General features: G+C 72.1%; 20 protein-coding genes. 8 read left to right on the forward strand and 12 right to left on the reverse strand.

The window, feature by feature from the left end; translation table 11 throughout:
- Positions 1 to 11 precede the first annotated feature (11 nt).
- Complete coding sequence (locus ACWC5C_RS40385) at positions 12 to 1,946, reverse strand: FUSC family protein (RefSeq protein ID WP_450884072.1); 1,935 nt, start codon at positions 1,944 to 1,946, stop codon at positions 12 to 14.
- A 490-nt stretch (positions 1,947 to 2,436) separates the two neighbouring features.
- On the opposite strand from ACWC5C_RS40385, the gene ACWC5C_RS40390 reads away from it, so the two are divergent.
- The 4 genes from ACWC5C_RS40390 to ACWC5C_RS40405 all read left to right on the forward strand — a co-directional run bounded on the left by ACWC5C_RS40390 (position 2,437) and on the right by ACWC5C_RS40405 (position 7,513).
- Entirely contained in the window at positions 2,437 to 3,672 is a 1,236-nt protein-coding gene (locus ACWC5C_RS40390) for an NAD(P)/FAD-dependent oxidoreductase (RefSeq protein ID WP_450884074.1), read from the forward strand.
- A 132-nt stretch (positions 3,673 to 3,804) separates the two neighbouring features.
- Positions 3,805 to 5,271: a polyprenol phosphomannose-dependent alpha 1,6 mannosyltransferase MptB gene (mptB, locus tag ACWC5C_RS40395; protein ID WP_450884076.1), complete on the forward strand. Its 1,467-nt coding sequence runs from the start codon at positions 3,805 to 3,807 to the stop codon at positions 5,269 to 5,271.
- Positions 5,268 to 6,506, forward strand: coding sequence for a glycosyltransferase 87 family protein (locus ACWC5C_RS40400; RefSeq protein WP_450884078.1), 1,239 nt, complete (start codon positions 5,268 to 5,270; stop codon positions 6,504 to 6,506). Before mptB ends, ACWC5C_RS40400 begins: the two co-directional genes overlap by 4 nt.
- A gap of 11 nt (positions 6,507 to 6,517) precedes the next feature.
- A complete protein-coding gene (locus ACWC5C_RS40405) occupies positions 6,518 to 7,513 on the forward strand; it encodes a lysylphosphatidylglycerol synthase transmembrane domain-containing protein (RefSeq protein ID WP_450884080.1) in 996 nt (331 codons plus the stop codon).
- Here the strand turns inward: ACWC5C_RS40405 and ACWC5C_RS40410 are convergent.
- Positions 7,443 to 8,636 carry a CapA family protein gene (locus ACWC5C_RS40410; protein WP_450884082.1) on the reverse strand — a complete coding sequence of 398 codons (1,194 nt, stop codon included), beginning with the start codon at positions 8,634 to 8,636 and terminating at the stop codon, positions 7,443 to 7,445. The genes ACWC5C_RS40405 and ACWC5C_RS40410 overlap by 71 nt on opposite strands.
- A 176-nt stretch (positions 8,637 to 8,812) precedes the next feature.
- Between ACWC5C_RS40410 and ACWC5C_RS40415 the strand changes: the two genes are divergently transcribed.
- Positions 8,813 to 10,864 (forward strand): phosphocholine-specific phospholipase C, encoded by a 2,052-nt coding sequence (locus tag ACWC5C_RS40415; RefSeq protein ID WP_450884084.1) that lies wholly within the window; start codon positions 8,813 to 8,815, stop codon positions 10,862 to 10,864.
- Positions 10,865 to 10,911: 47 nt separating this feature from the next.
- Here the strand turns inward: ACWC5C_RS40415 and ACWC5C_RS40420 are convergent, their stop codons facing one another.
- Genes ACWC5C_RS40420 through ACWC5C_RS40435 form a run of 4 tightly spaced genes read right to left on the reverse strand, consistent with a single transcriptional unit; the run spans position 10,912 to position 16,394 of the window.
- Positions 10,912 to 11,883 (reverse strand): antibiotic biosynthesis monooxygenase, encoded by a 972-nt coding sequence (locus ACWC5C_RS40420; protein WP_450884086.1) that lies wholly within the window; start codon positions 11,881 to 11,883, stop codon positions 10,912 to 10,914.
- Between the two features lie 3 nt (positions 11,884 to 11,886).
- Positions 11,887 to 14,604: a molybdopterin-dependent oxidoreductase gene (locus ACWC5C_RS40425; RefSeq protein WP_450884087.1), complete on the reverse strand. Its 2,718-nt coding sequence runs from the start codon at positions 14,602 to 14,604 to the stop codon at positions 11,887 to 11,889.
- A complete protein-coding gene (locus ACWC5C_RS40430; RefSeq protein ID WP_450884089.1) occupies positions 14,601 to 15,428 on the reverse strand; it encodes an FAD binding domain-containing protein in 828 nt (275 codons plus the stop codon). Before ACWC5C_RS40430 ends, ACWC5C_RS40425 begins: the two co-directional genes overlap by 4 nt.
- Positions 15,429 to 15,482: 54 nt before the next feature.
- Positions 15,483 to 16,394, reverse strand: a complete 912-nt coding sequence (locus ACWC5C_RS40435; RefSeq protein WP_450884091.1) for an AraC family transcriptional regulator — start codon at positions 16,392 to 16,394, stop codon at positions 15,483 to 15,485.
- A gap of 141 nt (positions 16,395 to 16,535) precedes the next feature.
- Between ACWC5C_RS40435 and ACWC5C_RS40440 the strand changes: the two genes are divergently transcribed.
- Genes ACWC5C_RS40440 through ACWC5C_RS40450 form a run of 3 tightly spaced genes read left to right on the forward strand, consistent with a single transcriptional unit; the run spans position 16,536 to position 18,881 of the window.
- Positions 16,536 to 17,120, forward strand: coding sequence for a non-oxidative hydroxyarylic acid decarboxylases subunit B (locus tag ACWC5C_RS40440; RefSeq protein ID WP_450884093.1), 585 nt, complete (start codon positions 16,536 to 16,538; stop codon positions 17,118 to 17,120).
- A 10-nt stretch (positions 17,121 to 17,130) separates the two neighbouring features.
- Positions 17,131 to 18,555: a non-oxidative hydroxyarylic acid decarboxylases subunit C gene (locus tag ACWC5C_RS40445; protein ID WP_450884095.1), complete on the forward strand. Its 1,425-nt coding sequence runs from the start codon at positions 17,131 to 17,133 to the stop codon at positions 18,553 to 18,555.
- A 38-nt stretch (positions 18,556 to 18,593) separates the two neighbouring features.
- Positions 18,594 to 18,881, forward strand: coding sequence for a non-oxidative hydroxyarylic acid decarboxylases subunit D (locus ACWC5C_RS40450; RefSeq protein WP_450884097.1), 288 nt, complete (start codon positions 18,594 to 18,596; stop codon positions 18,879 to 18,881).
- Here ACWC5C_RS40450 and ACWC5C_RS40455 read toward each other — a convergent pair.
- From ACWC5C_RS40455 to ACWC5C_RS40480, 6 genes are all read right to left on the reverse strand, one after another.
- Complete coding sequence (locus tag ACWC5C_RS40455; protein ID WP_450884099.1) at positions 18,848 to 20,083, reverse strand: cytochrome P450; 1,236 nt, start codon at positions 20,081 to 20,083, stop codon at positions 18,848 to 18,850. The two genes, ACWC5C_RS40450 and ACWC5C_RS40455, sit on opposite strands and share 34 nt — an antisense overlap.
- A 34-nt stretch (positions 20,084 to 20,117) precedes the next feature.
- A complete protein-coding gene (locus ACWC5C_RS40460) occupies positions 20,118 to 21,311 on the reverse strand; it encodes an NAD(P)/FAD-dependent oxidoreductase (RefSeq protein WP_450884101.1) in 1,194 nt (397 codons plus the stop codon).
- Complete coding sequence (locus ACWC5C_RS40465; protein WP_450884103.1) at positions 21,308 to 21,508, reverse strand: ferredoxin; 201 nt, start codon at positions 21,506 to 21,508, stop codon at positions 21,308 to 21,310. The genes ACWC5C_RS40460 and ACWC5C_RS40465 overlap by 4 nt, the downstream gene beginning before the upstream one ends.
- The gene (locus ACWC5C_RS40470; protein WP_450884105.1) at positions 21,505 to 22,167 is read right to left on the reverse strand and encodes a TetR/AcrR family transcriptional regulator; all 663 of its coding nucleotides are present in this window, start codon (positions 22,165 to 22,167) and stop codon (positions 21,505 to 21,507) included. The genes ACWC5C_RS40465 and ACWC5C_RS40470 overlap by 4 nt, the downstream gene beginning before the upstream one ends.
- Before the next feature lie 68 nt (positions 22,168 to 22,235).
- A complete protein-coding gene (locus ACWC5C_RS40475; protein ID WP_450884107.1) occupies positions 22,236 to 23,273 on the reverse strand; it encodes a class I mannose-6-phosphate isomerase in 1,038 nt (345 codons plus the stop codon).
- A partial coding sequence (locus ACWC5C_RS40480; RefSeq protein ID WP_450884109.1) for a hypothetical protein occupies positions 23,270 to 23,504 on the reverse strand: 235 nt, incomplete at its 5' end. The genes ACWC5C_RS40480 and ACWC5C_RS40475, both read right to left, overlap by 4 nt.

Here is a 23,504-nt window from a genome sequence, read left to right on the forward strand (position 1 = left end):
CCGCTGAAGGCCTAGTTCGAGGCCAGGCGGCGGGCCCTGCGCAGGCCCGCGGTGACGTCCGCGAGGGTCGCGCAGTCCGTCACCGCCGCACCGGCTGGCAGGACCAGGTCCGTCGGGGGCCTGCGGGCGGCGACGGCGTCGGCCAGGTCGGACAGACCGGCGCGCAGCCGGGCGATCAGCTCCGCGTCGGGGTACGGCGCGCCCTGGTCGAGCCGGACACCGCACGCGGTGGCGGCGTCGACGATCTCCTCCAGCGCCGAGACCACCGGCGCCCAGGCGGCCAAGTCCCGGCCGAACGGCGGGTGTTCGGCGCTCGCCACCGTCACCGCGCGGCGTGCGTCGGCCAGTGCGCGGTAGGCCTCGCGGCGCAGCCGCAGCCGTTCCGCGTAGGGCGCTTCGGCGGTCAGCACGCGGTCCAGGTGGTCGCGGGTGGCGCGGACGGCGAGGGAGAGCCGGACGGACACCTGGGCGCGCGGGCCGCCGAGTCCGGGCAGGGCGCCCGCGGCGAGCACGACCACGCAGGCGAGCAGGGTGTCCGTGAGCCGGGTGTAGCCGGGGTCGGTGTCGCCGCCGAGGTAGACGAGGGAGAGCAGCAGCGGGGTGAGGACCGCCGTCTGGAGCGCGAAGTGGCGTACGGAGACGGGGATGAGCGCGGCGCACACCGCCGCCACCGCGACCGGCCACAGCCCGGCCACCCCGGTCGTGTGGCCGAGCAGCGTGGCGAGGACACCGAAGACGGCCACGCCCAGCGCCGTGCCGAAGGCGCGGGAGAGGGCGCGCGAGACCAGCGGGCCCATGTCGGGCTTGACCAGGAAGGTGGCGGTGGCGGGGAGCCAGTACCAGTGGTCGCCCGGCAGGGAGCGTGCGAGCACGGTGGACACGCCGACGCACAGGGCGACCCGGGCCGCGTACTCCCGTCCGGCGGCGCCGAGCATCCGGCGCAGCCGCTGCCGGGGGCCGGGTCCGACGGCGCCGACCGGGGGTGCGGGTTCGCCGTCGAAGACGCGGGCGGCGAGCACGATCGCGCGGTGGACGGCGATGCTGCCCGCGGTGCTGGGGACGGGGGCGGGGAGGCGGCCCGGGGGCAGTCCGGTGCGTACCGAGCGGGCGAGCTGGGCGGGGGTGCGGGCGACCCGGTCGGGCACAGGTTCGTTCTCCCACAGCAGGGTCAGCGCGGCTTCGGTCAGCCCTCCGGCCACCGCGAGCCGGTCCCGCAGCCGCCGTTCCTCCTCGTCGGGGCGCTGCCACGGGAGGCGGTGGCCGTAGAGGGCTTCGTACGCGGCGTCGTACGCGGAGGTCAGGCGGCGCCGCGCGGACTGGGCGCCCTCGGTGCCGACGACCGTCATCAGGTCGCCGAGCGCGTCGTACACGGCGGCCACCGCGCCGCGTTCGTCGGGCCCGGAGGCGGCCGCCGGGCGGAACCGGAGAGCCTTGGGCAGCAGTGAGGCCATCACGATGACCCAGGTGGCGCCGACGAGCAGCATGCCCGCGCGCACCGGCGGGGGCTCGGGCAGCGGCATCCCGGCGCCCACCACGGCGAGCACCATCAGCTGTACTCCGGCCGCCGAGCACACCGGCCCGATGGCGCTGAGGGCGCCGGATACGAGTCCGACGGTGGCCAGCGCGAGGGCGATCCACGGGCCGAGCCCGAGCGTGCTGAACGAGGCCCCGGTGAAGAGGCCGAGGGCTCCCGCGAGGGCCGGGAGCCCGATGCGTACGGTGCGGGTGCGGCGGGTGGCCGGGCGGTCGTTGATGTGCGCGAACATGGCGCCGAGGCCCGCGGTCACCCCGGCGGGCGTGTTGCCGGTGGCCACTCCCGCCGCCACCACGGGGCCCACGCCGAGCGCTCCGCGCAGCACCGCCGGCCAGGGCACGGGGCCCCGCAGGGCCCGCACCCCGCGCAGGGGGTGCGTCAGCCAGTCGGGCAGGGCGGGGAGCGCGCGCAAGGATTCTCCGTCTTCCGGTTCGGTGTGATCGGTACGGTCCTCGACGTTACGTGAGCCGAGCGGACGTTGCGTAACCTGTACGTTTCCGCCATGTGAGCCGGGGATGGTTGACAACCGCCGATGCCGGGGCATGTGCCCGCAGGCCGGGCGGCGGAGGCCGGGATCATGGTCCCGGCGCTCGCCGATGACCTGGCACTTTTGGATTTTGACCGGGTTTACTCACAACGCCTACCCACTCGCGCACATGCCAGGCTCATATGTGACCCTCATTGGCCATCTTTGAACTCAGCGTGTTGTGCTGTGCACACAAGGCCAACTAGCCTCCGTGTCGCCGCCTGCAGAACGGTCGTTTACCAACCGGCTCACCCGATGAGCCCGTTGCCCCCTGCTCCGGCAGCCCCCGCATCGCCCGGCCCGACCCCCCAAGCGTGGAGAACTCCGTGCACGTGACGTCAGATCAGGACCGCCCTGCGATCACCCTGGCCACGTCATGAGCACCCCGGGGAACGTGGTCATCGTGGGCGCCTCGGTGGCCGGGCTCACCACCGCCGTCACGCTGCGCTCACTGGGCTACGGCGGGCGGCTCACCCTGATCGGCGACGAGCCGCACACCCCCTACAACCGGCCGCCGCTGTCCAAGCAGATCCTCGCGGGCACCTGGGAGCACGACCGGATCAAACTCCGCACGGACGAGGAACTGGACGCGCTCGACGCGGAGCTGCTGTTCGGCAGGTCCGCCACCGGGCTCGACACCCTCGCGGAGCGGGTGCTGCTGGACGGCGGCGACAGCGTCCCGTACGACACCCTGGTCATCGCCACCGGTGTCACCTCGCGCGGCCTGCCCGACGCCCACCACCTGGCCGGGGTCCATCTGCTGCGCACCCTCGACGACGCGCTCGCCCTGCGCGCCGATCTCCAGCGCAGGCCCACGGTGGCGGTGGTCGGGGCCGGGTTCCTGGGCGCCGAGGCCGCCGCGGCCGCCCGCCGGATGGGGCTGGACGTCACCATGATCGATCCGCGTCCGGTGCCGATGCGCCGCCAGTTCGGCGACCGGATCGCGGGGCTGGTCGGGCAGCTGCACCGGGACAACGGCGTGTCCATGCGCTGCGGCACCGGGGTGACCCGGTTCCTGTCGGCCGGTGGCCATGTCACTGGGCTCGAACTGACCGACGGGACGGCGCTCCGCGCCGATCTCGTCGTGGTCGCCATCGGCGCCGTCCCGGCGGTCGGCTGGCTGGACGGGTCCGGGCTGGCCCTGAACAACGGCGTGGAGTGCGACGCCGCCTGCCGGGCGGCGCCGGGCGTCTACGCGGCCGGTGACGTCGCCTCCTGGTACAACGAACACTTCGGCGCCCGCATGCGGCTGGAGCACCGGCTGAACGCGACCGAGCAGGCCCAGGCCGTCGCCCGTAACCTGCTCGGCGACGACGTGCCGTTCGCCCCCGTACCGCATTTCTGGACCGACCAGTACGACGCCCACATCGAGGCGTACGGCATCTTTCCGGCCGAAGCCGAACTCGCCGTGCTCCACGGCGCACTGGACGACCGCCACTTCGTGGTCGCCTACGGTCACCGGGGGCGGGTAGTCGGGGTGCTGGGCTGGAACAGCCCGTGTGAAGTGCTCGAACTCCGCCAGCTGGTGGCCGACAAGGCGCCCTGGTCGTCGATCGAGCGCAGCGCGCCCCCGGTGGGAGCGCTCGTGGGGGCCTTCGGCCCGGGCGGGTGACGCGGTTCGGGAGGGCCACGCGGCGCGGGCAGGTGCCCGGCTCTGGCGGGTGCCCCGGCCGACACTTCCCGGTCAGCCACCGGTGACCGCGACGTCACGTTTCGGCCATACGTCACGGCAAGTGTGGGGCGGGTGCTGGTCCGTCGTGTTCTCGTCCAAGGTGTCACCATCGCTCCGCACCACTGCCGGCTTCTCGGGTTCGCGGGCTCGGTCGCCCTCGCCGCGGGTGGCGCGACGGCCGGAGCGCTGCCCGTGGGGGATGCCCTCACGCCGGATTCCGGAAGAGCCGCGCTCGGCCTGGTCAGTACCTACTTCGGACTGGTGCTGCTGGTGGCGGCCTGGTGGTGGCTGGGGCGCGAGGTGCGCGGTCCGCGGCCGCCCGGCGTCCGCGGTCTGCTGGTGACGCTCGCCACCTGGGCGGCCCCGCTGCTGCCCACTCCCCCGCTGTTCAGCCGGGACGTGTACAGCTACCTCGCCCAGGGCGCGATGGTGCACGCGAACATCGACGTCTACACCCATGGCCCGGTGCGGCTCGGCGGGCCGATAGCGGCCGAAGTGGCGCCGGTGTGGCAGCACACGCCCACCCCGTACGGCCCGGTCTCGCTGGCCTTCGAGAGCGCGATCGCGCACGCCTCGCGCGCCGAACTGGTCCTGGGCGTCTTCGGGTTGCGGCTGATGGCGCTGGTCGGGGTCGCGCTGATGGTGCTCGCCCTGCCCGTGCTGGCCCGCCGCTGCGGCACCGACCCGGGCGCGGCGCTGTGGCTGGGCGGGCTGAATCCGCTGTTGCTGCTGCACCTGGTGGGCGGGGCCCACAACGACGCGGTGATGCTGGGGCTGCTCGGCGCCGGACTGGTGGCCGCGACCGGCCGGTGGCCCGCCTGTGGCGCCGTCCTGGTCACGCTCGCGGCCCTGGTCAAGGCGCCCGCGGCGCTCGGCCTGCTGGCGGTGGCCTCGCTGTGGGCGCGCCGGATGACGGGCCGGAGGCGACAAGTCGGCGTCTTCCTCGCCACGGCCGCGCTGGCGCTCGTCACCACGGGCGTGGCCACGGCCGTCACCGGCACCGGCTACGGCTGGATCGGGGCCCTTTCCACCCCCGCCTCCGCCGACAACTGGGCGCTGACCAGCGCACTCGGCCGGGCCACCGGCGCCCTGCTGCACGCGGGCGGCAGCGGCCTGGCGCCGCTGGCCACCCCGGTGTGGCAGGCGCTGGGGCTGCTCGCGACCGCGGTGGCGGTGGTGGTCGTCTGGCTGCGGCCACCACGCCGCGGCCCGCTGTACGCACTGGGGCTGAGCCTGACGGCGGTGGCCGTGCTCGGTCCGGCGATCCGGCCCTGGTACCTGCTGTGGGGGCTGTTCCTGATCGCCGCGGCCGCGCCCAGCGGCTGGGTGCGGCGGGCGGTGGCCGGGGTGAGCGGGGTCCTCGCGCTGGCCGTACTGCCCAGCGGCTTCGCCCCGGATTCCCGGCAGCTCACGTTCGCGGTGTGCGGTGGCGCGCTGGCCCTGTGCGTGCTGTGGTGTGCGCGCTGGGCGCCGGGGTTCCCCGCCGGGCCCGGGCTGGCCTCCGCGAAGGGCGCGCACTGGCCGGAGCGTTCGGCATGACGGGGCCCACCACGACCCGCGGACGGCTGCTGCTGGCGACCGGGCTCACCACGGCCGCGGCGCTCTTCCTGGCCTTCGTACCCCTGCACCGGGACTGGTTCGACCTGGGCGTCTACTACGGGGCCGTCGGCCAGTGGCTGCACGACGGCCACATCTACGACTTCACCACGCCCGGCGCCGACGGGGCCGACTACGGCTTCACCTATCCGCCGTTCGCGGCCCTGTGCATGCTGCCGATGACGCTGCTGAGCTGGCCGGCGGCGGTCAGCGTCAGCATGCTCCTCAACGTGGCCGCCTCGGCGGTCATCCTGACCTGGCTGATCGGGCCGGTCGTGCGCCGTCAGGGCTGGAACATGTGGTTCGCGTTCACCGTGGCGAGCGCGCTGTTCTCGCTGCTGGAGCCGGTCCGGGACACCTTCAGCTTCGGGCAGGTCAATCTGCTGCTGCTGGTCCTGGTACTGCTGGACGCCCGGCTGCTGGCCACGGGGAACGGCCGCTTCGCCGGGTTCGGGACCGGTCTCGCCGCCGCCATCAAGCTCACCCCGGCGATCTTCATCGTCTATCTCGTGGTCACCCGGCGGTGGCGGGCCGCCGCCGTCGCCACGGCCACCGCCATCGGCGCCACGCTGCTCGCCGCGGCGGCCGCGCCCGGCGCCTCCCGGGTCTACTGGACCGAGGCGCTGTGGGACACCGACCGCATCGGGGTGCTGTCGTACGTCTCGAACCAGTCGTGGGAGGGCGTGCTGGCGCGGCTCGTGGCCCCGGTGGAGCCCAGTGGCGCCATCTGGGCGGCCGGGGTGGTGGCGCTGCTGGCGGTGTGGGCGTACCGGGTGCGGCAGGCGGCCGCCGTGGGCGACGAACCGGCGGGCTACGCCCTCACCGGGATCGCCGCCTGCCTGGTCAGCCCTATCACCTGGGTGCACCATCTGGTGTGGCTGATCCCGGCGCTCATCGTGCTCGCCGAGTCGGGGATGCGGCCGGGTACGCCACCGCAGCGGCGGCGGACGCTGCTGCGGGTGGCGGCGGTGGTCTATGTGGTCCTCTGCAGCAGCCTGGTGTGGCTGTGGCGGTTCGACGCGACCGGCGTGACCGGCTTCCTCGGCAGCAACGCGTACGTGTGGATCTGTCTCGGGCTGCTGCTGGCGCTGCCGCTGCGGGAGGCGGCGCCCGGTACGGCCCCGGCGCCCGCCCCGGCGCCGCGGTCGGCCTCGACCGGGCGCCCGGCGACGGGATAGGGGGACGAACGATGCAGCCGACAGTGCCCGTCCAGCAGCCGCCACCCCTCCAGCGCACCGCGCCACTTCCCCTGTACCGGCGGCTTCCGCTGCGCCAGCTGCTGTGCCTGCTGCCGCTGGTCGCGGTCGCCGTCTGGGTGGCCCAGCACCGGTCGCTGATCGGTTCCGGTGCCCGTCAGATGTTCACCGCCGACCCGTGGTGGCTGCTGACGGCGGTCGCGACGACGGGTCTTGGCTGGGTCGCGGTGTCGTTCGCCCGGCAGGGCACGGTGCTGGAACGGCTTCCGGCCCGGCGGCTGCTCGCCACCCAGTTCGCGGCGGGCGCCGCCAACCATCTGCTGCCCTCGGGCATCGGGGCGAGCGCGGTCAACATCCGCTTCATGACGGGCTGCGGGCTTCCGCCCGCCCGCTCCTCGGCCGCGCTGGCCCTGTACTTCCTGGCCGAGGCCGTCACCCGGATCCTGCTGCTGCTCGTGCTGCTCGCCGCCTTCCCGGAGGCGCTGCGCATCGGTCCGGTGCTGCCCGAGCGGACCGCCGGGCTGGTGGTGTGGGCGGCCGTGGCGGGGGCGGTGGTCCTGGTGGCGGGGCTGCTGATGGTCGGCCGGGTGCGCCGGGTGATCCGGGACTTCCTGCGCACCGCGCTGGCCGACGCCCGCTCCCTGCATCTGCGGCCGTCCCGGGCGCTGGCCCTGTGGGGCGGTTCGCTGGCGTTCCCGCTGCTGCAGGCGGCCGGTCTGGTGGCGGTGGCGCTCGCGCTGGAGCTGGACGTATGGCCGCCGCATGTGATGCTCGCCTATCTGGCCGCCTCGGCGGTGGCCGCCCTGGTGCCGTCCCCCGGTGGCATCGGCTCGGTCGACGCGGCGCTGGTGATCGCGCTGGTCGCGGCGGGCGCCCCGGTCGAGGCCGCCACCTCCACGGTGCTCGCCTACCGCTTCATCACTCTGTGGCTTCCGCTGGTCCCGGGCGCGCTGGTGCTGGGCGCCCTGGTCCGTTCCAAGGTCCTCTGACCGACCGACGCTGGACGCCGTGCGCGGTGAGCACGTCGTCGCGGCCGAGGGCGATACGGGTGCCCAGGGCGGAGCCGGTACGGCCGAGGGTGCGGGCGAGCCATGCGGCGTCCTCGTGCGGGGCGCGGCGCAGCCGCATCCGGCGGGCCTGGAAGACCACCATCCGCAGGTCCAGGAGCGCGCCGGTGTCCGGCCGCAGCGTGGCGAAGTACAGCAGCCGCAGATCGTCCCGGTACCGCTCGTAGCCGCCGATGCCCTCGTAGTCGTCGATGAGGTCGCCGCAGCCGTAGAGGACCAGCTTGTCGCGGTAGATCTCCAGCGGGCGGGGGTGGTGGGAAGAGTGGCCGTGGACGAGGTCCACGCCGCCGTCGATCAGGGCGTGGGCGAAGCGGATCTGGTCCTCGGGGATGTCGTACCCCCAGTTGGTGCCCCAGTGGATCGAGACCACGACGAGGTCACCGGCCCGCTTGAGCTGCCGTACCCGGCGGGTGAGCGCGGCGGCGTCATCGGCCGTGTGCTCGGACACCAGGTCGACGCCGGAGCGGTCGCCGCGCGCCGCCCAGCCGGGCGGGATGCCGCTGGAGGCGGTCCCGCAGGCGAAGACCAGGACGCGGTGGTGGCTACCTGCCGGGACGGCCGCGGGGCGGCGTGCCGACCTCATGTCCCGGCCCGCGCCCGCCACCTGGATCCCGGCGGCGGCCAGCGAGTCGAGGGTGTCGTCGAGGCCGGGCCGCCCACGGTCCAGCACATGGTTGTTGGCCAGGGCGCAGACATCGGGCCGGGCCACGGCCAGACCGGGGAGGTTGGCGGGGCTCATCCGGTAGTGGATCTCCTTGCCGGGTGCGAACGCGCCGCCACGGGTCACGCTCGTCTCCAGGTTCACCACCCGGACGTCGGGCGCGGCCCGGTCCAGCACCGGCAGCGCCTCTCCCCACGGCCAGGAGAAGCCGACCGGCCTCGGGATGGGGCCGTTCGCCGCCTCCGCCAGCCCGACATAGGCCCGGGAGTCACGGATGTACGGCTCCCGCAGCGCCGGATCGCCGGGGTGGGGCAGGATCTGGTCGACACCACGGCCGAGCATCACATCGCCGCAGAGGGACAGCGTCACCGCGTCGCCGCGCATACTTCCACGTTAATGCGTCGCCTGTCCTGAATGTCATGGCGTCCTGAATGTCGCGGCCACAGTTCAACTAGGCTTTTCCGCCGTTTCTTCCGGGCGCCGTTGTACACGTCAGCCGGGCGGACGACACTGCCCCGGTTGCCCGCGCCACTTCGGACGCCACAGGAGACCGGATTCCCATGACATCGATGGACCGTCGAAGATTCATGCAACTGGCCGGTGCCACCACCGCCCTGCCCCTGCTGTCCGCGAGCATCGCGCGCGCCGCGGAGATACCGGCGAACCGCCGCACCGGCAGCCTGCGGGACGTGGAGCACATCGTCGTCCTGATGCAGGAGAACCGCTCCTTCGACCACTACTTCGGCACGCTGCGCGGGGTGCGGGGATTCGGCGACCCGAGCCCGGTGAGCCTGCCCAGCGGCAAGCCGGTGTGGCACCAGTCCGACGGCACGAAGGACATCCTGCCGTTCCGGCCCGACGCCGACGACCTGGGCCTGCAGTTCCTCCAGGACCTCCCGCACGGCTGGGGCGACACCCACGCCGCGCTCAACGACGGCGCGTACGACAAGTGGGTGCCCGCCAAGTCGGCCACGACGATGGCGTACCTCACCCGCGAGGACATCCCGTTCCACTACGCGCTGGCCGACGCGTTCACCATCTGCGACGCGTACCACTGCTCGTTCATGGGCTCCACCGACCCCAACCGCTACTACATGTGGACCGGTTACACCGGCAACGACGGGGCGGGCGGCGGCCCGGTGCTCGACAACGCGGAGGCCGGGTACGGCTGGACGACGTATCCCGAACGGCTGGAGAAGGCCGGGGTCTCCTGGAAGATCTACCAGGACATCGGCGACGGGCTGGACGCCAAGGGCGGCTGGGGCTGGATCGACGACGCCTTCCGGGGAAACTACGGCGACAACTCGCTGCTGTACTTCAACCAGTACCGGAACGCCGCGCCCGGCAACCCGCTCTACGACAAGGCCCGCACCGGCACCGACGCGCGGAAGGGCGACGGCTACTTCGACCAGCTGAAGGCCGATGTGAAGGCCGGGACCCTGCCCCAGGTGTCCTGGATCGCGGCGCCCGAGGCGTTCACCGAACACCCCAACTGGCCCGCGAACTTCGGCGCCTGGTACGTGGCCCAGGTGCTCGACGCGCTGACCTCGAATCCCGAGGTGTGGAGCCGTACGGCGCTGCTCATCACGTACGACGAGAACGACGGCTTCTTCGACCACGTCGTGCCGCCGTACGCCCCCTCCCCCGGGCGCGGCGCGTCGACCGTGTCCACCTCCGGTGAGCTGTTCCCCGGCTCGTCCGCGCAGGTCGCCGGGGCGTACGGGCTGGGGCAGCGGGTCCCGATGCTCGTGGTGTCGCCGTGGAGCAAGGGCGGCTATGTGTGCTCGCAGACCCTGGACCACACCTCGATCCTGCGGTTCATCGAGCGGCGGTTCGGCGTCCGGGAGCCCCAGATCTCGCCGTGGCGGCGCGCGGTGTGCGGCGATCTGACCTCGGCGTTCGACTTCGGGCGCACCGATCCGAGCATGCCGTCCATGCCGGACACCAGCGGCTACCTGCCGAAGGACCACAACCGGCACCCCGACTACGTGCCCACGGTCCCCGCCGAGCCCGTCCTGCCCCGGCAGGAGTCCGGTCGGCGCCCCACCCGGCCGCTGCCGTACGACCTGGCCGCCGACGCCACCTCGGCGGACGGCACCCTGCGGATCGACTTCGCCAGCCACGGCCGGGCGGGCGCCCACTTCCACGTCACCTCCCGCAGCCATCCGGGCGGCCCGTGGGGGTACACCGTGGAGGCGGGCAAGCGGCTGTCCGGTGAGTGGAGCGCGGTGCCGGGCAAGGACGGCTACGACATGGAGGTGCACGGTCCTGACGGCTTCCTGCGCCGGTTCGCGGGTGCGCTCGATGGCGCGGGCCCGCAGGTGAGCGCGCGGCACGACGGCCGGACCGGGCAGCTCAGGGTGGTCCTCAGCAACCCGGGCCGCACCACGGTGCGGCTCACCGTCCGGGACGGCCACCTGGGCGGGCAGGCGGACACCTACCGGCTGCGCCCGGGCGCGCGGGTGACGCACACCGCGGATCTGCGCCGCAGCCACCAGTGGTACGACGTGACGGTGGTGTCCGACCATGACCGCACCTTCGTACGCCGCCTCGCGGGCCACGTCGAGACGGGACGCTCGGGGCTGAGCGACCCCGCCCTCGCCACCGGCTGAACCGTCCCCCCGCTCCGGGCTCACGGCGGTGAGCCCGGAGCGCCGGGTCAGGGCAAGGTCCAGATCTGGGTCGTCACGACGTAGAACACCACGGCCCAGAACACGGTCACCGCGGCGACGATGCCGAGGCCGATGAGGTTGGTCCTCGCCTTGGGCTGGTCAGGCGACGGCCGCAGCCACCGTTTGAGCAGCCGGTTCACGTAGTAGGGCATCGTGAGGAAGCTCATGATGAAGCTCGACAGCAGGTTCCCCACCAGCAGCCCGAGCCAGAGCGGCAGGTGGAACGGGGACAGGGCGAGGGTCAGCAGCACCACGGTCGGATACAGGCCGACCCACACGGCGATGGCGGTTTTGGTCTCGGAGGGCGGAGGCGCTTCCTTGCCGTTCTCCTCGAAGGCGAACCAGCTGCCGAACGAGTTGTCGATCGTGCGCAGTTCGAAGTCCTTGAACTTCTCGCCTTCCGCGAGGACTTCGCGCCGCTTGGCCGACGTCAGCCAGGCATCGAGGTGCTCGGCGTTGTCGAACCGGTACAGCGTGATCCATTCGTCCTGAAGCCCCTCGATGGGGCGGAAGAGTTCGGTCCCGCGAAATCCCTCGAACTTGCTTTCCTCCTGGTTCAGATGGCGCTGCCATTCGAGGAAGCCGTCGACGTGGTCGGGGTGGACGCGGTGGGTGACCACCACGGTCACCAGCGGATCGGCGGGCTGGGTGCCGCCGCTGATGACCTGCTGGGTTCCGGGACCGTCGAAGTACTCGCGGCCGGAGTTGAGGAAGCTCTGCCTGGTCGCGCCGTTCATCCAGGCCTGCAGATGGGCGATCGAGTCGAAGCGGTAGACGACGACCCAGTCGGACTGCCGGGGTGTCGGCGGGGAGATCTCGGCGCCGAGGTATCCGGCGTAGTCGGCGGCCGCGGTGTTGACCTCCTGCTGCCACGCCTCGTACTCCCGCTCCCGGCCGGGCACGACTTTCTGACCGATGATGACCGTCGCCGCGGCGTCTTCGAGATTCTGGGTGTTCATCGCTCACTCCCTCGGCACCGACGGGTTCTCGCCCAGCCGACGGTAGATGCGTTCCGGGGTCAGCGGCAGGGCGCGATAGCGCACGCCCGTGGCATCGTGGAGCGCGTTCGCCAGCGCGGGGGCCACCGGGTTGATACAGCATTCCGCCATCCCCTTCGACCGCAGGGGCCCGAAGGAATCCGCCGAGTCCACCAGGAGCACATCGGTGCGGGGAATGTCGGCGTAGGCGGGAATGCGATAGTTGCGGAGATTCGGGTTGACCATGGCGCCGTTCTCGTCGAGGTGGTGATTCTCGGTCAGCGCGAAGCCGATCCCCTGGGCGACCCCGCCCTCGACCTGACCCCGGACTTGGGCGGGATTGATGACGACGGCGGCGTCGGCCGCCTGGACGCTGCGGAGGATACGGATCTCGCCCGTCACCTGATGGACCGCGATGCGGAACCCTTGCGCGTTGGAGGTGACGCTCCGCGGTGAGCCGTAGGCCTTGCGTGCCGCGGTGAACCGGATTCCGCGCGCCCGGGCCAGCGCGACGAGTTCGTCCAGCGATATGCGCTGGTCGCCGCAGATGACACCGTCGTCATCCATCGAGCACGCCGCGAGATCGGCGCCGGTGTGCGCGGCGGCGAATTCCAGGACGCGGTCACGGACGGCTTCGGCCGCTCGCAGCACCGCGTTGCCCGCCACGAAGAGTCCCGCACTCGCGAAGGCGCCGGTATCGAATCCGGTGCGGTCGGAATCGGATTGCACCAGACGAATCCGCGACGGCGTCGTGCCGAGCTGGTTGGCCGCGAGCTGGACATGCGCGGTCGACGTGCCCTCACCGAATTCGACGGTACCGACGGCCACCTCGTACACGAGGTCGTCGCCCAGAGCGACCCAGGCCTCGGAGATGTGCTCGGTCGGCGGCGCGGTCTCGTGCAGGGACGCCGCGACGCCGCTCCCGAGGAGCCATCCGGGGCCGGGCCGCGGATCATCGGCGGTACGCGCCAGGGCCTCGCCCACCAGATCGAGGCATTTCACGAGTCCGTCCTCGGTGAACTTCACATCGTCGGGACCCTCGTGCAGGGCGAGGAGTGGATCGCCCGGCCGCACGACATTGCGCCGTCGCAGTTCGAGGGGATCGATGTGCAGCGCGCGGGCCAGTTCGTCCATCGCCGATTCCACGGCGAACGCGGGCTGCGTCATCCCGTATCCGCGCAGCGCCCCGCTCGGCACGGTGTTCGTATAGACGGAGAACGCGTCGTACTTCTTATGCGGGCAGCGGTAGATCATGACGGAGGCGCCGCCCGCGTACAGCGTTTCACCGCCGTGGTTGCCATAAGCGCCCGTATTCGACACATTGCGGACCTGGAGCGCCGTGAGGGTTCCGTCCGCCTTCGCGCCGAGCTTGACCGTCAGCGTCATCGGATGCCGGGGCGACGCCGTGGTGAACTCCTCCTCGCGGGTGTATTCGAGGCTGACGGGCCGTCCGGTGTCCAGGGTGGCGAGCGCGACCAGATCCTCCGAGATCACTTCCTGCTTACCGCCGAAGCCGCCGCCCACGCGCTCACAGAACACGCGGAGCTGGTCGGGGCGCAGCCCGTACAGATAGGCGATTTTGGACTTCGCGATCGACGGCGACTGCGAACTGGTGCGGACGTTGAGGCGGCCGTGTTCCATCCAGGCGATCGCGCCATGGGTCTCCAGGTGGGCGTGTTGCACTCGTGGCGAGGAGTAGGTGCCTTCGTGGGTCACATCGGCTTCGGCGAACCCCGTATCGATGTTCCCGATGTGCGCGTGAATCTCGAACAGAATATTGCGCACGGGGTCACGGATGAACGGATCGTGGGTGCCATGGAGTTGGGGCGACCCCATGGCCATCGCCTCTTCCGGTTCGAAGACCGCCGGGAGCACCTCGTATGCGACGGCGACCTTCCGGCAGCCCTCTTCCGCCGCCCCGACCGTGTCGGCCAGCACCGCGACGACGCGCTGGCCGACGAAGCGCACGGTGTCGTCGAGGACGAAGGTGTCGTCCGGGTCGACGAGATGGTCGGTGTGGATCGCCGTGGTGAACCGCTTGCGCGGCACATCTTCCCAGCTGTAGACGCGATGCACACCGGGAACCGCGAGGGCCGCGGACTTGTCGATCGAGACGATCCGGGCGTGCGCGTGCGGGGAGTGCAGCACCTTGAGGTGCAGCATGCCCTCGATATGGGTGTCCATGGTGAATTCGGCGCTTCCGGTCACCACGGCGTCGGCGGCCGGTGCGCTGACGCTCGTACCGACGGCTCTCCCCGGTGCGGCCCGCTCCACTCCGGCGACGCCCTTCACCGCGTCCTCGATTGCCCGATAGCCGGTGCAGCGGCAGAGGTTGCCCTTCAGCGCCCGTGGCAGATCCTCCTTCTGTTCCTCGGTGAGCGCCGCCGAGGTCATAATCATCCCCGCGGTGCAGAAGCCGCACTGGAATCCCGGTGCGTCGCGGAATCGCCGCTGCATCGGGTGCAGATCGCCGGGTGACCCGAGCCCTTCGATCGTCGTCACCTCGCAGCCGTCCGCGCGGAAGGCGGGGGTGATGCAGCTATGGACCGGATGGCCGTCCAGCCATACCGTGCACGCGCCGCAATCCCCCGCGTCGCAGCCCTTTTTGACCCCGTAGTGCCCGAGGGAGCGGAGAAAGGTACGCAGGCACTGGCCGGGGTCCGGCTCGTCGTCGAAGGCCTTGCCGTTCACGATGAATGTCACACCGGGCCCCCAGCCATGAGTTCGCGGCGTATCTCTTCGGCGAAGTGCCGGGTCAGATGGTGACGGTGATCGGGGGTTCCATTGGGGTCGGCGAACCAGACACCGGCGGGAATGGCGTCGATGCGCTGTCCCAGAGTTCGCGCGTCGGGCATGTCCTCGAAGGCGATGCGCACCGGCCGGGTCGTACCGGCTGTCACCGTGAGCAACAGATCGCTGGTTCCCGGCGTTCGCGTACCGATGAGGAATACCGTCGAACGGCCGAGACGGGTCAGCGTGAAGCGGCGGTGCGCGGCGCGTTTCCGCAGCGCACGTGCCGGAATGTGGACGCGCCGGAGGATTTCACCGGGTGCGAGGATGTTCCGGTGGTCTCCGGTGACGAAGTCGAGCGCGTCGACGGTTCGTACGGATCCGTCACAGGCCCATAGCTCGTACCGCGCCTCCAGGGCGACCGTCAGCGTGATCATTGGTCCGGCGGGCAGGGACATGCAGATATTTCCGCCGACGGTCGCCGCGTTCCAGACTTTGAACGACGACAGGAACGCCTCGCAGCTCTTCGCGAAAAGACCGCCCGCGATCCAGGGATCCGGCGGCGTAAACGCATACAGGTCGCGGATGGTGCACGTGGCACCGATGTCGAGGCCCGCGTCGCCCGGGACAAGCGGGTCCCAGCGCAGCCCGGTCAGGTCGATCAGGCGGCACAGGCCCGGCTGCTCCGCGGAGAACAGCCACGTTCCGCCCGCGAGCCAGGCATCACCTTCTCGCCAGTCGGCGCCTGGCCGGGAGGACGGTCGCCGTACCACTTCGGAGACGGTGGTGAGGTCCATGGGAAGTGATCTCCCTTCTCATCGAGAAAGGACCCCCGGACGCGATTATTACCGTCAAGTATATCGCCGGGAGGTCTCCGGGCCTCCGGAACCCGAGGCCCGGGCCCGGAAGCCCGCCGGGGTCTCGCCCGCCCGGCGGCGGAAGAACTTGGTGAAGACGGTGGCGTCCGGGAAGCCGAGCCGCTCCCCGATGGCGCTGGCGGACAGGGCGGTGTGCACCAGCAGCCGCTTCGCCTCCAGCAGCACCCGGTCGTCGATGAACCGCTTGGCGCCGCACCCGGCGGCCGCGCGGGTGGCCCGGGTCAGGGTTCGGACGCTGTAGCCGAGCTGCGCGGCGTAGTCCTCCACCCGGTGCGCATGAGTGAAGTCGCGCTCCACCGCGCGCCGGAACCGCCGGAACGCCTCGCTGCCCGCGTCGCCGCCGCCGTCCGCGCCCGGCAGATGGGCCAGCCGCAGCACGAGCACGGCCACCAGATGGCGCACCGCCTCGATATGCGCCTCCAGGGGCCCGGCCATCGCCCGGTACTCGCTCTCCAGCAGGTCAAGGACGCCGCGTACGGCGTGGGCGGCGGGGCCCTCGGGGACCAGCGGAAGCTGCCGGGTGTGCCGGTCGAGCCGGGCGGCCGTGGCGGTGGCGGCGTCCAGATAGCCGGGCGGGAAGAGCACGACGGCGCCCTCGGCGGCGGTGAGACCGGTGCGGAACTGGTGGATCTGCCCGGGCCGCACCCACATCCAGCTGCCCTCGGTCAGCTCGTGTTCGGTGAAGTCCACCGAACAGCGCAGCACCCCGGAGCGCACGGTGATCAGCTGGTGGAAGGTGAGCCGCATCGGCGCGGAGACATCGAGGTCATGGCTGCGGGCGCGGGCCAGCAGGCCGGGAAAGTCCAGCACCGCCGCTCCCGGCGGTGCGCCCACGGAGGGCCGGAACGGGACCTCGGTGACCTCGGTGTGTCCGTTTCTGTCCATAGCGCGTCCTCGCTGTACGGCTGGGGTGGCCTGTTCCGAATCTAGCGTGGAGTGCGGACGCGATGGCTCAGCGACGGCCGCTGACCGAAAGAGTCATCCGCCGATTTACCGCCACCGGACGAATCGAGGGAGCGTGCCACCGTGCGACTGATCGTGGGCATGACAGGGGCGACGGGTGCCGTGTTCGGCATCCGGCTGCTGGAGGCGCTGGCCGAACTGCCCGGCGTGGAAACCCATCTGGTGCTCAGCCGCTGGGCCCGGACCACGATCGAGCTGGAAACCGGCCGGTCCGCCCGCGACGTGGCCGCGCTCGCCGATGAGACCCACGCTCCCGAGGACCAGGGCGCCACGATCTCCTCGGGCTCCTTCCGGACCGACGGCATGATCATCGCGCCCTGCTCGATGAAGACACTCGCCGGGATCCGCGCGGGCTACGCCGAAGGGCTGGTCGCCCGGGCCGCCGATGTGGTCCTCAAGGAGCGGCGCAGGCTCGTCCTGCTGCCGCGCGAGACCCCGCTCAGCGACATCCATCTGGAGAACATGCTCGCGCTGTCCCGGATGGGGGTGCGGATGGTGCCGCCCATGCCCGCCTTCTACAACCACCCGCGGTCGGTGGACGACATCGTCGACCACATCACCGCCCGGCTGCTCGACCAGTTCGACCTGCCCGCTCCCGCCGCGAAGCGCTGGGCAGGCATGCGCGCCGGACGTGTCCACCACTCGTAAAGGAGTTCCCATGGCCTACGACGACCTCCGCGGCTTCCTGGCCGCCCTCGAAAAGGAGGGCCAGCTGCTGCGCGTCCCCGACGAGGTGATGCCGGAGCCGGACATCGCCGCCGCCGCCAACGCCGCCCCGCGCCTGGGCGACCACGCCCCCGCGCTGTACTTCGACAACGTCACCGGCTTCACCGATGCCCGCATCGCGCTCAATGTCCACGGCTCCTGGGCCAACCACGCGCTCGCCCTCGGCCTGCCCAAGGAGACCGGCACCAAGGAGCAGGTCGAGGAGTTCATCCGCCGCTGGGACACCTTCCCGGTCGCCCCGGAGTGGCGCGCGAACCCGCTGTGGGCCGAGAACACCCTGGAGGGCGAGGACGCCGACATCTTCCGGGTGCTGCCGCTGATCCGGCTCAACGACGGGGACGGCGGCTTCTACATCGACAAGGCCGCGGTCGTCTCCAAGGACCCCGCCGACCCCGAGCACAGCGGCAAGCAGAACGTGGGCATCTACCGCATCGAGGTCAAGGGCAAGCGGCGGCTCGCGATCCAGCCGGTGCCGATGCACGACATCGCGCAGCACCTCAACACCGCCGAGGAGCGGGGCGAAGACCTGCCGGTGGCCATCACGCTCGGCAACGAACCGGTCATCTCCATCGTCGCCTCCACCCCCATGGAGTACGACCAGAACGAGTACGAGCTGGCCGGTGCCCTGCGCGGCACGCCCGCCCCGCTCGCGACGGCCCCGCTCACCGGGCTGCCCGTGCCGTGGGGCAGCGAGGTGGTCATCGAAGGCGTCATCGAGGGCCGCAAGCGGGAGATCGAGGGCCCGTTCGGCGAGTTCACCGGACACTACTCCGGCGGCCGTGGCATGCCGGTCATCCGCATCGACCGGATCTCGTACCGGACGAACCCGGTCTTCGAACACCTCTACCTCGGCATCCCGTGGACCGAGGTGGACTACCTGATCGCCGCCAACACCTGTGTGCCGCTGTACAAGCAGCTCACCCGGGACTTCCCGGAGGTCCGCGCGGTCAACGCGATGTACACCCACGGGCTCGTCGTCATCGTCTCCACGAAGAAGCGGTACGGCGGTTTCGCCAAGGCCGTCGGCATGCGGGTGCTGACCACCCCGCACGGACTCGGCTACGCCGCCACCGTGATCGTGGTGGACGAGGACGTCGACCCGTTCAACCTGCCGCAGGTGATGTGGGCGCTGTCCACCAAGATGAACCCGGACGGCGATCTGGTGCAGGTGCCGGGCCTCCCGGTTCTCGAACTGGCCCCGCAGGCCCGTACGCCCGGCATCACGGACAAGCTCGTCATCGACGCCACCACCCCCGTCGCTCCCGACAACCGCGGCAACTACGGCACCCAGGTGCGGGATCTGCCGGAGGCCGCCGAGTGGCTGACCCGGCTGCGGAAGCTCGCCGCCGCCCGCTGAACGCCCCCGAAACCCCCCGACCACACGGAAGGACCGAGATGTCCGACACCACTCCCCTGTGCCCGACTCCCCTGTGCCCGCGCTGCGCCCACGAGACGATCGAGCACATCTTCAGCTCGCCCGTACCCGGCGTCTGGGAGGTGCTCCAGTGCGGGCGGTGCCTCTACATGTGGCGCACCAGCGAACCCGCCCGGCGCACCCGGCGCGACGCCTACCCCGAGGCGTTCATGATGACGCCCGAGGACATCGGCGCCGCGCCGCAGGTACCGGCCGTGCCGCCACTGGCGGCGGACTACCAGGTGACCGGGAGCGCGTGGACGCCGTAGATCACCGCGTCGTACTTGAAGGGCACCTTCTCCAGGTCCGTCGCCAGGCGCAGCGTGGGGATGCGGCGCAGCAGGGCCGGGTAGACCACCTGGAGTTCCATGCGGGCCAGCGGCTGGCCGAGGCAGTGGTGGGTGCCCGATCCGAAGGCCTGGTGGCTGCGGGCGTCGCGGGCGATGTCCAGCCGGTCCGGGTCGGGGAAGACGGACGGGTCCCGGTTGGCGAGTTCGCCGAGCAGGATCACGCCCTCACCGGCCCGGATGGTCTTGCCCGCGACCTCGATGTCCGCCAGTGCCGTCCGGCGGCGTCCGAGGTGGACGACGCTGAGGTAGCGCAGCAGTTCCTCCACCGCGGCGGCGATCACCTTGGGGTCGTCGGTGTCACGGACCCGGGCGAGCTGATCGGGGTGTTCGAGCAGCAGCAGCGTCCCCATGGTGATCATGTTCGCGGTGGTCTCGTGTCCGCCGAGGAGCAGCAGCACGCCCATCGCGACCGCTTCGCGGCGGGTCAGTTCTCCGGCCTTGATCTGCTTGCCGAGGCTGGAGAGCAGATCGTCGCCGGGCTCGGCGAGCTTGGCGTCCACGAGCTGGGCCAGGTAGCCGCCCAGATTGCCGTGGGCGGCCTGCCGTTCCTGGGGCGTGGCCACGGCGGAGACGAGGACCTTGCTGTTGGTCTGGAAGAACTCGTGGTCGTCGTAGGGGACGCCGAGCAGTTCGGAGATGACCAGGGACGGGACCGGCAGGGCGAGGGCCTGGACCAGGTCGGCGGGTTTCGGCCCGGCCAGCATGCGGGTGATGAAGTCGTCCACCATCTCCTGCACGACCGGGCGCATCGCCTCGACCCGTTTGATGGTGAACGCTCCGCTGACCATGCGGCGCAGCCGGGCGTGCTCCGGATCGTCCATGCCGACGAAGCTCAGGTCGGTGGCGCCGTGGTCGCCGCCCGAGTGGTCGACGGGGCTCGGAAAGCCGGGGTGGGCGAAGTCCGCGCTCAGCCGGGGGTCGGCGAGCAGCGCCTTCTGCTCGGCGTGGCTGGTCACCACCCAGGGGGTGCTGTCGCCCCAGGACCGGACGCGGGTCAGCGGGCCCCACTGGGCGAGGCCGCGCAGCTCCGGGGACGGGTCGAAGGGGCAGGCGGCGGCCCGCGGCTCGGGGAATCGGGGGATCTCGGCCGACGCGTCGTCGGCCACGGGTGCGGTGGTCATGGTCTTCCTCCGGTGGACGTTCAGGGGTGGCTGGTCACGCGCCGACGGCGAGCGCCGCCACGGGCGGCTCGGCCAGCAGGGCCTGGCGGTGCAGTCGGGTCTGCTTGGGCATGTTCCAGCCGAGGACGCCGGTGACCCGGCCCTGGCGGCGGTACTGGGCGACGAACCGGCGGTCCTCCACCGCGCCCTCCACGACGGTCACCTCGGCGTCGGGCGACGGCCGCCCATGCACATGGATCTTGGCGTCGAACTGGTCGGTCCAGAAGTACGGGACGGGCGTGTACGGCTTCTCCTCGCCGAGGATGTTCCCGGCGACGGCGGCCGCCTGCTCCACCGCGTTGGTCCGGTTCTCCAGCCGCAGCAGGGCTCCGAGGCCCGCGTGGTGCCAGCGCGCCACGTCGCCCACGGCGTAGATCCCGTCCGCGGCCCGGCAGTACGCGTCGCACACCACCCCGTTGTCCAGGGTCAGGCCGCTGCCGGTGAGCCAGCCGGTCTCGGGGACGGCGCCGACCGCGATCACGGCCACGTCGGCGGGCAGCACCTCGCCACCGGCCAGGCGTACGCCGCTGACCCTGCCCCGGTGCTCCGTCAGGCCGTCGACCGGGGTGCCGAGCCGCAGTGTCACGCCGTGTTCGGCGTGGACCTCGGCGAGCAGTTCCGCGACGCGGGGGCCGAACTGGGCTGCCATCGGGGCGGGTTGGGGACCGGCCAGGGTGACGTCCACGCCCATGGTGCGCGCGGTGGCGGCGATCTCGGCGCCGAGCACTCCGTCGCCGACGACCACGGCCCGGGTGGCGGTCAGCAGGTCGGCCCGCAGCGCCGCCGCGTCGTCCAGCGACCGCAGCACATGGACTCCGGCCAGGCCGTCCTGTCCAGGCAGTGTCCGGGGCCGTACTCCGGTGGCGATGACCACGGCGTCCGCCGTCAGGACGCGCCCGGACGCGGTACGGACGGTGCGCGCCGCGACGTCCAGGGCGACGGCCGGGTCGCCGAGGTGGAACTCGGCGTCCAGCGCGTCCAGGGCTTCCGGGGCCCGCAGCCGGGCCCGCTCGGGCGCCCAGGCCCCGGCGAGGACCTGCTTGGACAGCGGCGGCCGGTCGTAGGGCGCATGCGGTTCGGCGCCCAGCACCGTGATCGTTCCCCGGTAGCCCCTGCGCCGCAGCGACTCGGCGGTGCCGAGCCCGGCGGCGGAGGCACCGGCCACCAGCACGCCGGAGGGCTCGTTCATGAGGTGCCGCTCAGGTCTATCGCGAGCGTCGGGCAGACGCCCGCGGCCTCGCGGACGGCGGCGTGGTGCTCCTCGGCGGGCTCGGCGTCGAGCAGGACCACGATGCCGTCCTCGTCGCGCTGGTCGAACACCTCGGGCGCGATCAGCACGCACTGACCCGCCGCACAGCACTTCGCTTCATCAACGGTGATCTTCATGTCTGGTTCTCCTTGGAGGTGGGACGAGGGGGCGTACGGGGTGTGACGGGGGCGAGCAGCATCCCGGTGATGGCGTCGGTCAGGGCGGCGGCCGTGTCCTCCCAGGACCGCTGTCGCGTACTGGCCCCATCGGCGAGGGCGCGCTCGCGTTCGGCGCAGGTATGGGTGATCAACTGGCGGGCCATGTCGCCGCGTTCGGCCCGGGTGTCGGCGGACAGGGAGCCGAGGCAGTCGCCCAGCCCCTGGAGGATTTCCCACAGCGGCTGCCGGGTGAGGGCCTCTTCGGTGACGATCGCGCGCAGCACGGGGTCGGTCATCACCTGTACGGCGAACCGGGCGTGCCAGGAGGGGACGCCCAGGGTGGCCAGGTGCTCGGGGGCGGGCCGCACCAGGCAGGCGACCCAGTCCCGGACCTCGCGGCTGCCGCGGGTCTCATCCAGCATCCGCTGCCGGATGGTGTCGATGGCCGCGGAGTGCTTGCGCATGATGGCGCGCACCAGGTCCGCCCGGGTGCCGAAGTGGTAGCCGACCGCGGCGACGTTGCCCTGCCCGGCCGCCTCGCTGATCTGCCGGTTGGACACCGCGACCAGCCCGTGTTCGGCGTAGAGCCGTTCCGCTGCGGCCATGATGGCCTCGCGGGTGTCGTGGGCTGCGGCCATCGTGGCCTCCTCCTCACTCGATCGTGCTGAGCTGTGGAAGCCACGTTAAAACAGGTGAATTAAATAAATCAACTGATTGAAGTAACTGATCTCCCGGGCGCGGGCGGGCGGCAGCGCAGGGCGGTCAGCGGGCCGGACAGCCGGGTGGGCCCCGCCGCGTACGGAAGGAGTACGGTCTGCCCCTCCGCGATCCCCAGCGGGGGCCCGGACGCGCAGGTCAGCGTCCCGGCGCCGGTGAGGCAGACCAGCACCGAGAAGCCCGCGTCCAGCGTCGTCGCCGGGTCGCCCCGGCACAGCTCGGCGCGGAAGTACGGGTCGGCGTCCGGCGGGAGCACGCTCCCGGTACCTGCCCCAGCACCCGGTCCCCGCAGCCGGTCCAGCGCGGCGGCGGACAGGCCCCGGCGGTCGACACCGCCGAGCGCCAGGTCGAAGCCGAGGCCGAGATGGCCCTCGGCGGCGCCGTCGATCGCGAACCCCTCCCACTCCAGCAGCACGGAGAAGTCGGTCGGCTCCTGGAGTTCCACCAGCAGTACCCCCGCGCCGATCGCGTGGGGCATCCCCGCCGGGCACAGCAGCGCGTCCCCGGGGGCGACCGGCACCCGGTGGACGGCGTCCAGCATCGCGCCCGTGTCCCCGGCCGCGACCCATCCGGCCAGCTCACGGGCGGTGACGTCACGGGCGAAGCCCATCCGGACCTCGGCACCGGGGGCGGCGTCCAGGACGTACCACGCCTCCGTCTTGCCGTGCGCGCTGCCGAGGTGGGCACGGGCGAACGCCCGGTCGGGGTGGGTGTGCAGGGGCAGGCGCTGACCGGCGTCCAGCAGCTTGACCAGCAACCCGGTGTCGGCCCCGTACGCCGCCGTGTGTTCCGGCCCCAGCCAGGCCGCCGGATCGGCGGCCACGGCGTCGGCCAGCCGGACGCCACCGGGCAACGCGGTCAGCCCGGCCGGGGCCCGCGCGAAGCGCGGGGTGGTCGAGGCGACCCAGTCCTCGGGACGAAAGCCGTCGCCGCTCGGCGCGGTGCGCCGGAAGCGGGCGATGGCGCCGGAGTCGCGGTAGAAGGAGCGCGGCTGATTGGGCGTCAGCGGGATGGGTGCGGCGGTCATGCGGGGCGCCTCCCGGTCGGATACGGCCGTACGGATGGGATGTGGCCGGACCGGGAAGCGACGGCCCGGCCCAGCGACGCCCGCCGCGCCGGGGAGCCGCCCAACGGCAGCTTCCCCGCAGCGCGGGCGGCCCCGCGCCCGTCTCCGGGCTCCGTGCGGCGCACCCGGGGTCCCAGCCGGGCCTCCAGCGCGGCCATCTCGGCGACGCCGACCATGGCCACGACACCGCCG

The organism is Streptomyces sp. NPDC001700 (assembly GCF_053596435.1).

Coding starts and splice junctions, on each gene's coding strand:
- ACWC5C_RS40435 (WP_450884091.1), bottom strand. CDS start 16,394: ATGGACAGAAACGGACACACCGAGGTCACCGAGGTCCCGTTCCGGCCC.
- ACWC5C_RS40470 (WP_450884105.1), bottom strand. CDS start 22,167: ATGGCCGCAGCCCACGACACCCGCGAGGCCATCATGGCCGCAGCGGAA.
- ACWC5C_RS40405 (WP_450884080.1), top strand. CDS start 6,518: ATGCAGCCGACAGTGCCCGTCCAGCAGCCGCCACCCCTCCAGCGCACC.
- ACWC5C_RS40420 (WP_450884086.1), bottom strand. CDS start 11,883: ATGAACACCCAGAATCTCGAAGACGCCGCGGCGACGGTCATCATCGGT.
- ACWC5C_RS40465 (WP_450884103.1), bottom strand. CDS start 21,508: ATGAAGATCACCGTTGATGAAGCGAAGTGCTGTGCGGCGGGTCAGTGC.
- ACWC5C_RS40430 (WP_450884089.1), bottom strand. CDS start 15,428: ATGGACCTCACCACCGTCTCCGAAGTGGTACGGCGACCGTCCTCCCGG.
- ACWC5C_RS40445 (WP_450884095.1), top strand. CDS start 17,131: ATGGCCTACGACGACCTCCGCGGCTTCCTGGCCGCCCTCGAAAAGGAG.
- ACWC5C_RS40460 (WP_450884101.1), bottom strand. CDS start 21,311: ATGAACGAGCCCTCCGGCGTGCTGGTGGCCGGTGCCTCCGCCGCCGGG.
- ACWC5C_RS40450 (WP_450884097.1), top strand. CDS start 18,594: ATGTCCGACACCACTCCCCTGTGCCCGACTCCCCTGTGCCCGCGCTGC.
- ACWC5C_RS40390 (WP_450884074.1), top strand. CDS start 2,437: ATGAGCACCCCGGGGAACGTGGTCATCGTGGGCGCCTCGGTGGCCGGG.
- ACWC5C_RS40410 (WP_450884082.1), bottom strand. CDS start 8,636: ATGCGCGGCGACGCGGTGACGCTGTCCCTCTGCGGCGATGTGATGCTC.
- ACWC5C_RS40415 (WP_450884084.1), top strand. CDS start 8,813: ATGACATCGATGGACCGTCGAAGATTCATGCAACTGGCCGGTGCCACC.
- ACWC5C_RS40400 (WP_450884078.1), top strand. CDS start 5,268: ATGACGGGGCCCACCACGACCCGCGGACGGCTGCTGCTGGCGACCGGG.
- ACWC5C_RS40455 (WP_450884099.1), bottom strand. CDS start 20,083: ATGACCACCGCACCCGTGGCCGACGACGCGTCGGCCGAGATCCCCCGA.
- ACWC5C_RS40475 (WP_450884107.1), bottom strand. CDS start 23,273: ATGACCGCCGCACCCATCCCGCTGACGCCCAATCAGCCGCGCTCCTTC.